Source organism: Gemmatimonadota bacterium, assembly GCA_021295815.1.
Lineage (GTDB): Bacteria > Gemmatimonadota > Gemmatimonadetes > Longimicrobiales > Gaopeijiaceae > JAGWBQ01.
The window spans coordinates 48,542-54,967 of sequence record JAGWBQ010000017.1; the positions used below are offsets into that span (position 1 = coordinate 48,542).

Here is a 6,426-nt window from a genome sequence, read left to right on the forward strand (position 1 = left end):
GAAGCGGATCCACCTCAACAACGCCGGTGCGGCGCTCATGCCCCGTCCGGTGCTGAACGCGGTGACCGACCACTTCAGGCTGGAGGCGGAGCTGGGCGGCTACGAGGCGGCCATAGCCGCTGCCGACGCCGTGGAGGACGCCTATCGGGCCGTGGCCGAGCTCGTGGGAGCGCGGGCCCGCAACGTGGCTTTCACCGAGCACGCCACCTCCGCCTTCGTCGCCGCGTTGTCGTCGATCCGTTTCGGGGCAGGCGACCGCATCGTCGCCACCCGGGCGGACTACGTCTCGAACCACCTCCAGTTCATCTCGCTGGCGGAGCGTTTCGGGGTAGAAGTCGTGGTCGCGCCCGATCTCCCTGAGGGCGGAGTGGACCCGGACGCCCTCGCCTCCATCGTGCACCGCCAACGCCCCAGGCTGGTGACCGCGACCCATATGCCGACGAGCTCGGGACTGGTCCAGGACGTGGCGGCTGTCGGCCGGATCTGCCGCGCGCGCGGCGTCACCTATCTGGTGGACGCCTGCCAGTCGGTGGGGCAAATGCCCTTGGACGTGGGCGAGATCGGCTGCGATTTCCTCTCGGCCACCGCTCGCAAATTCCTGCGCGGTCCGAGGGGCGCGGGCTTTCTCTACGTCTCGGACCGGGTGCTCGACTCGGGACTCCATCCCCTGTTTCCCGACCTGCGCGGCGCGAGCTGGATCGCCGAAGATCTCTACCAGCCCGATCCGAGCGCCCGTCGCTTCGAGACCTGGGAATTCGCTTGGGGGCTGGCGCTGGGGATGGGCGAAGCCGCGAGGTACGCCCTCGACCTGGGGCTCGACCGCATCTCCGAGCGGGTGCGGGCGCTGTCGGACCGGCTGCGGAGAATGCTGGCGGAGCTGCCTGGTGTCCGGGTCCTCGATCGGGGGGCGGAGCTTTCGGCGATAGTCACTGCGTCGGTGGAGGGCCGGGAGCCCCGAGAGCTCGCCGGGGCGCTGCGTCGGGCGGGCGTGAATGCGACCGGCCAAGGGCGTGCCGACGCCCTTCTGGACTACGACGCCAAGGGTGTGGAGGGAGCCCTGCGTCTCTCGCCGCACTGCTACAACACGGTTGAAGAGTTGGAAAGGACGGTCGCCCTCCTCTCCGAGCTGGCCGGGCAGGCGAGAACGGGCTTCGACCTACCCCAAACCTGAAGGCGGGGAGAATTGCAACCCGACGTCGAGCGCGAGCTGATCCGCAAGTGTCGCAGCGGCGAGCACCGCTTCTTCGAGCCGCTGGTGCGAGCGTACGAAGTGGCCGGACTGCGGCTCGCCGTGGCCATGCTCGGCAATATCGAGGATGCCGAAGACGTGCTTCAGGAGGCCTTCCTCAAGGCGTACTCTTCCCTCGAATCCTTCGAGGACGGGAAGCCGTTCGGACCCTGGTTCTTCCAGATTCTCCGCAATCGCTGCCGGGACCAGCTCAGACGCCGGAAGGCGAGATTCGCCCGCGAGCTCCTCGACGAACCCGATCCTGCCACGACGATCGCCAGCGATGCGACCCACCCGGAAAGGATTCGGCAGAAGAACGCGGCGCGCGAGCTGCTCTGGCGAGGTCTCGGCGAGATCTCGGCCGACCACCGCGAGGTCATCGTGCTCAAGGAACTCCAGGGTTTCCGCTACGGCGAGATCGGGGAGATGCTCGGCGTGCCGGAGGGCACCGTCGCCAGCCGGCTCTTCAATGCGCGAACTGCTCTCCGAGATGCTATAATAAGACTCGGTGGGAGAGACACCTGAGGACGTACCATGAGAGATCAGATTTCGAAGGACGACATCATGCGGTTCCTCGACGGCGAGATGACGCCCGAGGAGAGCGGCGAGTTCAAGGCCAGGATGGCCGAATCCACCGAGCTCAAGCGCGAGGTGGAGCTATACCGCAAGATGCGCGAGGAGCTGCGGGAACTTCCGCTGCGCTCGAAATCCCGCGCCGCTTCGGCCTGGGACAAGGTGGGCCACAGGCTCGAGCGTCCGGTCGGGTGGATCTTCCTGATCGCCGGCACCGTGGCCTGGCTCTCGTACAGCGCGTACACCTTCGCGGCCTCGTCCGCGGATCTCTTCGAGAAGCTCTCGGTCGCGGCGATCGTCATCGGATCGCTCACCCTCCTAGCCTCGATCATCTACAAGCGGCTGCGCCAGTGGCCGCGCGACCAGTACAGGGACGTCGAACGATGATTCTGACCACCACGGAGGTGATTCCCGGACGACGGATCAGGACGACGCTCGGACTCGTCCGGGGAAGCTCGATCCGCACCCGCCACATCGGTACCGACATCATGGCCGCCCTGCGAAACATCGCCGGGGGCGAGATACCCGAGTACACCAAAATGCTGGCCGTCGCTCGCGAACAGGCGGTGGACCGCATGGTGGAAGAGGCCGTCATGCTCGGAGCCGAGGCCGTGGTCACCGTGCGCTTCCAGACCTCGATGGTGGCCAGCGGCGCCGCCGAGATGCTGGTGTACGGAACCGCGGTGACGCTGGAGTAGGGGGGGATGGGCAGGATCGCGCGGCTCGCTTCAACCATTGAAGATCTTCGGGAAGGTCTCGCGGGCGGCATGCCGGTCGGGCGGCGACGGCCAGGACGCAAGGGTCGCTGACTTTCTGCGAGAGAGCCAACTTCGGAGACGCCCTCTCGGTCGCGTGGAGCGGGCCGCCATCGCCCCTTCGCGACGGACGGCTCTAGTTGATCGGCTCGGTCTGTTCGACCGGGTACTGTCGCCTGATGAAGCTTCCGAGAAGAGGAACCGCGAACGAGTACTTCCCGCGCCGGTTCCTGAAGACGATCTCCGATTTGATGAGTGCCGCGAGAATCTGGCTCGCATGACTGGGGCTGAACGCCTTCACCGACAGCTTCCGTGCGAGCTCCACGATCTCTTGAACGGTGAACTCGGCCTCGGGGTCGTCCAGTCTCGAAACTACGTGCAGGAGGTCGCGCTGCCGGTCAGTGACCCTCGACCATCGGCCCGCGAAGAAGGTGCCGTCCAGCTTCGCGGTGATCGCATCGATCGGGACATTCGGGTGCTTGGAACCTGTAGTGATCTGTGACATGAATACATCGAACGCCTCATGGCAGATGAACTGGATGAAGTACGGGTATCCGCCGGAGTGCTGCTCAATCTGGCGAACGGATTCTTCGGTAAACCGGATTGGGCAGCCGTCCTCCTGAATCGGCCTCGTAATCGCCTCTCGAACGTCGGAGGGATCCAGACGACTCAGGAACAGCACGCGAAACATCCGCTCCGAGTAGGTTCTGGCCTCGACCAGCTTCGGGAAGAGCGTGGGCAGCCCTGTCAGGACGAGAAGAAACGGCACGCCGTGTCTCTGGATGGATTGGAACACGTCCAGCATCACCGAGAGCGGGTATTCGTCCTTCCTGGCATGGTCGGCCAGGTTCTGGGCTTCGTCGTAGGCGAACACGATGCCGCGAGGCGGGTTCGGCGATGCCCGCAGAGCCTGCCAAACGAAGGTCAGCGTGGCTTTCAGGCGATCAGCCACCAGGCCGCCCGCCTGCTCGTAAACCGCTTGAAGCGTCTGATGGTTTAGGGTGGCCTCGAACAGGTCCGCTTCGCGATCGAAACCGAGACGTCGAACCTCCCGCCTCTCGTAGACGAAGTTGGACGTCGCCAAAGCGACGTCGTTGAGAATCCTTGTGGCCAGACGTTCTTCGTCGACGGTCGCGCTCTCGGAAAGATCCGCGCCCACCCAGAGCCAGCCTTCGTGCACCGTCAAAGGCTTGAAGGTGTCTAGCAGCACGGTCTTCCCGACACCGCGGAGCCCGGTGAGGACGAGATTCGAGAGGACGACGTCCTGGTTCAGGAGCTTGAGAAACTCCCGCCGCTCCTCCTTTCGGCCCGCGAGATAAGGGGGCGTATGGCCGGCCCCGGGACGGAACGGATTTCGGAACGCTACGCCGTTCATGGTTACTCCGATTCGTCAGGTGTCGTTAGGATAAAATCTAAATTTAGCCAGACGTATAACGATATCTGAATCCGAGGCCGGACGCAACACGGGGTAGTCGGTGCGAAACGACTTCAGCCCTCGAAGGTGGGAGGCGCGGACGCGCCGAGCGTTCTTGACCTCTATGGCGTGGAAGCCGGTCTTTCCGTAGATGATGAAGTCGACCTCGGAGCCGGCCTTGGTCCGCCAAAAATGCAGGGACGTTCGGGTTGGCGCGTAGGCGGAACGGCTGAGGCTCGAATCACGGCAAGAGATCAGGTAAGTTCAATAGGGACTGCACGATCTGCCACTCTTGCCGATGGCCTATAGCCGTTCCCGTCAAATCATGAAAGCGGGAAACCAGGTTTGATCGGCGGGAATCCCGGTCGCTACCGAGCGGCGTTCCGTCACGCCACCGCGATCGGCACCGACCACGTGCTGACCGTCCGCCGGGGCGACTCGAACTTGCGGTCCGATCACGATAGTATTACCATGGTAGTATGCAGTGCGATCACAGCGACAACCGCACAGGAGGGAGAAGTGAGACGCAGATCACTCAGCAGGCTGGGAGAGACGGAGATGGAGGTGCTCCAGCGGGTCTGGGCCATGGGGGAGGCGTCGGTAGCCGATGTGCATGACAGCATCCTGAAGGCTCGTCCGGTCGCCTACACCACCGTGATGACCGTCATGAAGAAGCTCGCGCGGAAGGGATTTCTGCACTGCGACAGCAGCGAGTCGCGATACATGTACACGCCCGCGCGTCCGCCCGCGCAGGTTCGCCAGGAGCTCGTGCAGGACCTTCTCGACCAGGTCTTCCACGGGTCGGCCGCCGCCCTGGTGCAGACCCTGGTGCGCGGCGAGACGCTCACGGCGGAAGAGAGCGCGGAGATCCAGAAGATGCTGGCCCGCATTGCAGCCGAGGAAGAGGAAGAGGATGCCTGAATTTCCGGAAGGGATCGGAAGCGCGAGCGTGCGGGCGTTCTGGGCGCCTGTCGTAGCCTGGACGGGGCTTGCCGGGGTGGCGGTGGTCGTGCTGGCGCGGGTGCGCGGACTTCACCCCATCGCCGGATACCGTCTGCGACAGGCGCTGCGGTTCTGGCGGCGCCGTGGGTTCCGGGGTTGTTGCCGGTCGCGCCTGCCCCCGTCAGCCCGGTGCTGTCGGCGGACGGAGTTGCAATGGCGCCATCGGTTACGGGTGGCGTCGTCCTCGCCGCCGATGGCCCCCCTGGCGCGGACATCGCCCTGGTATTGCTCGGCGCGGCTACGCTCGCGATTGTCCTGCCGGCGATAGGGCGGCTCGCCTCTTGGCGACCGACCTGCGACAGCTTCGGAGGCTTCGGCGGGTGGCCGCGCGGGTCGACGATCCGGCCCCGCGGAAAGTGCTGCACAACCTGGCCGAACAAATCGGCGTCCGCCGGCCGGTGGAGCTGCTGGAAGGCCCACCCCCACGCAATTCCCGATGCCTGCGGTGGCGGCGAGCCTGTTGGCGCTATCGCTCAAACTCAAGGAAAGGTTGGAAACCATGAAGAATTTTGCCCACAAGAGGCTCACCTTCCGGCAGCGTGTCGGCATTGTGCTCGGCGATGCGGGCGGCCGTTCAGTCGATGACCGAGGCCCAGCGCGCCGGGATCGAGTCCTTGGAGTTCTACCCCGAGTTGCCGGTCGTGCTCGCCCTGAGGACGGACTGGGAAGGGACCGTATGGGTCCACCGCCGAAGCGAGGAAGGGGCGGGGGACGACCCCATCGATCTGATCACGGCCGACGGACGCTACCTGGGGACATTCGCGGCCGGCTCCACCGCGCCGCCCGAGGCGTTCGGCCCCGACGGGCTGGTTGCCCTTGTGGAGAAGGACGCCCTCGATGTGCCGTACGTGGTGGTGAAGAGATTCCGGAGGCCGGAAGGGGCGCCCCAATGAGCCGATTCGCAATGAAGCTGGCGCAGCAGGGGTTTGGGCTTGTTCTCCTTTCAGCGTGCGGGGTTCCCGAATCCGACCTTCTCCCGCCCGGTCCCTTCCTAGGCGACTGGACCGAAGTCACCCGGATCGGCGAATACGAGGCGCCCGCGGAAGAGGTCTTCGGAAGCATCCGGTCAGCTGCGCTGATCGAACGTGGCGACGTGGTGATTCTGGATGGCCAGGGGGCACGAGCCGTCGGTTTCGACGACCAGGGCGGCTATGCATTCACCTTCGGTGGCAGGGGTCCGGGTCCGGAAGAGTTCGTGGACCCCACCGCCTTGTTCCGGATCGCCGACGACACTCTCGCATTCCTGAACCGAAGTGCACGCACCCTGCAGCTGTTTGCTCGGGACGCGACAGGGCCGTTCAGCGAAATCGGACGCCACCAACTGCCGTTCTGGCCCTCTGCCGGGTGTTCGATGGAAGGCCGAATCTTCATCCTGGGAGGCCACGAGGATCGCGCGGTGCACGAGGTCGACCGGGTCGGCGTCGTCCTCAACTCCTTCCCGCCGAGCGACTACG

At 65.1% G+C, this 6,426-nt stretch carries 8 protein-coding genes; 7 read left to right on the plus strand and 1 reads right to left on the minus strand.

Annotated elements, in window-relative coordinates:
• Positions 1-37: 37 nt before the first annotated feature.
• Genes J4G12_08200 through J4G12_08215 form a run of 4 tightly spaced genes read left to right on the plus strand, consistent with a single transcriptional unit; the run spans position 38 to position 2,499 of the window.
• Entirely contained in the window at positions 38-1,171 is a 1,134-nt protein-coding gene (locus tag J4G12_08200; GenBank protein ID MCE2455776.1) for an aminotransferase class V-fold PLP-dependent enzyme, read from the plus strand.
• A 12-nt stretch (positions 1,172-1,183) separates the two neighbouring features.
• Entirely contained in the window at positions 1,184-1,753 is a 570-nt protein-coding gene (locus J4G12_08205; protein MCE2455777.1) for an RNA polymerase sigma factor, read from the plus strand.
• A 9-nt stretch (positions 1,754-1,762) separates the two neighbouring features.
• Positions 1,763-2,188 (plus strand): hypothetical protein, encoded by a 426-nt coding sequence (locus J4G12_08210; GenBank protein MCE2455778.1) that lies wholly within the window; start codon positions 1,763-1,765, stop codon positions 2,186-2,188.
• Positions 2,185-2,499, plus strand: coding sequence for a YbjQ family protein (locus J4G12_08215; protein MCE2455779.1), 315 nt, complete (start codon positions 2,185-2,187; stop codon positions 2,497-2,499). The genes J4G12_08210 and J4G12_08215 overlap by 4 nt, the downstream gene beginning before the upstream one ends.
• 193 nt (positions 2,500-2,692) lie before the next feature.
• On the opposite strand, the gene J4G12_08220 is transcribed toward J4G12_08215, so the two are convergent.
• A complete protein-coding gene (locus J4G12_08220; GenBank protein MCE2455780.1) occupies positions 2,693-3,931 on the minus strand; it encodes an AAA family ATPase in 1,239 nt (412 codons plus the stop codon).
• A gap of 510 nt (positions 3,932-4,441) precedes the next feature.
• On the opposite strand from J4G12_08220, the gene J4G12_08225 reads away from it, so the two are divergent.
• The 3 genes from J4G12_08225 to J4G12_08235 form a co-directional block, all read left to right on the plus strand.
• Complete coding sequence (locus tag J4G12_08225; protein ID MCE2455781.1) at positions 4,442-4,891, plus strand: BlaI/MecI/CopY family transcriptional regulator; 450 nt, start codon at positions 4,442-4,444, stop codon at positions 4,889-4,891.
• Positions 4,892-5,532: 641 nt separating this feature from the next.
• Entirely contained in the window at positions 5,533-5,865 is a 333-nt protein-coding gene (locus tag J4G12_08230) for a hypothetical protein (GenBank protein MCE2455782.1), read from the plus strand.
• Positions 5,862-6,426 (plus strand): hypothetical protein (locus J4G12_08235; GenBank protein ID MCE2455783.1); only part of this gene is annotated, 565 nt, incomplete at its 3' end. The genes J4G12_08230 and J4G12_08235, both read left to right, overlap by 4 nt.

Coding starts and splice junctions, on each gene's coding strand:
- J4G12_08200 (MCE2455776.1), top strand. CDS start 38: ATGCCCCGTCCGGTGCTGAACGCGGTGACCGACCACTTCAGGCTGGAG.
- J4G12_08210 (MCE2455778.1), top strand. CDS start 1,763: ATGAGAGATCAGATTTCGAAGGACGACATCATGCGGTTCCTCGACGGC.
- J4G12_08215 (MCE2455779.1), top strand. CDS start 2,185: ATGATTCTGACCACCACGGAGGTGATTCCCGGACGACGGATCAGGACG.
- J4G12_08220 (MCE2455780.1), bottom strand. CDS start 3,931: ATGAACGGCGTAGCGTTCCGAAATCCGTTCCGTCCCGGGGCCGGCCAT.
- J4G12_08225 (MCE2455781.1), top strand. CDS start 4,442: ATGGTAGTATGCAGTGCGATCACAGCGACAACCGCACAGGAGGGAGAA.
- J4G12_08230 (MCE2455782.1), top strand. CDS start 5,533: ATGCGGGCGGCCGTTCAGTCGATGACCGAGGCCCAGCGCGCCGGGATC.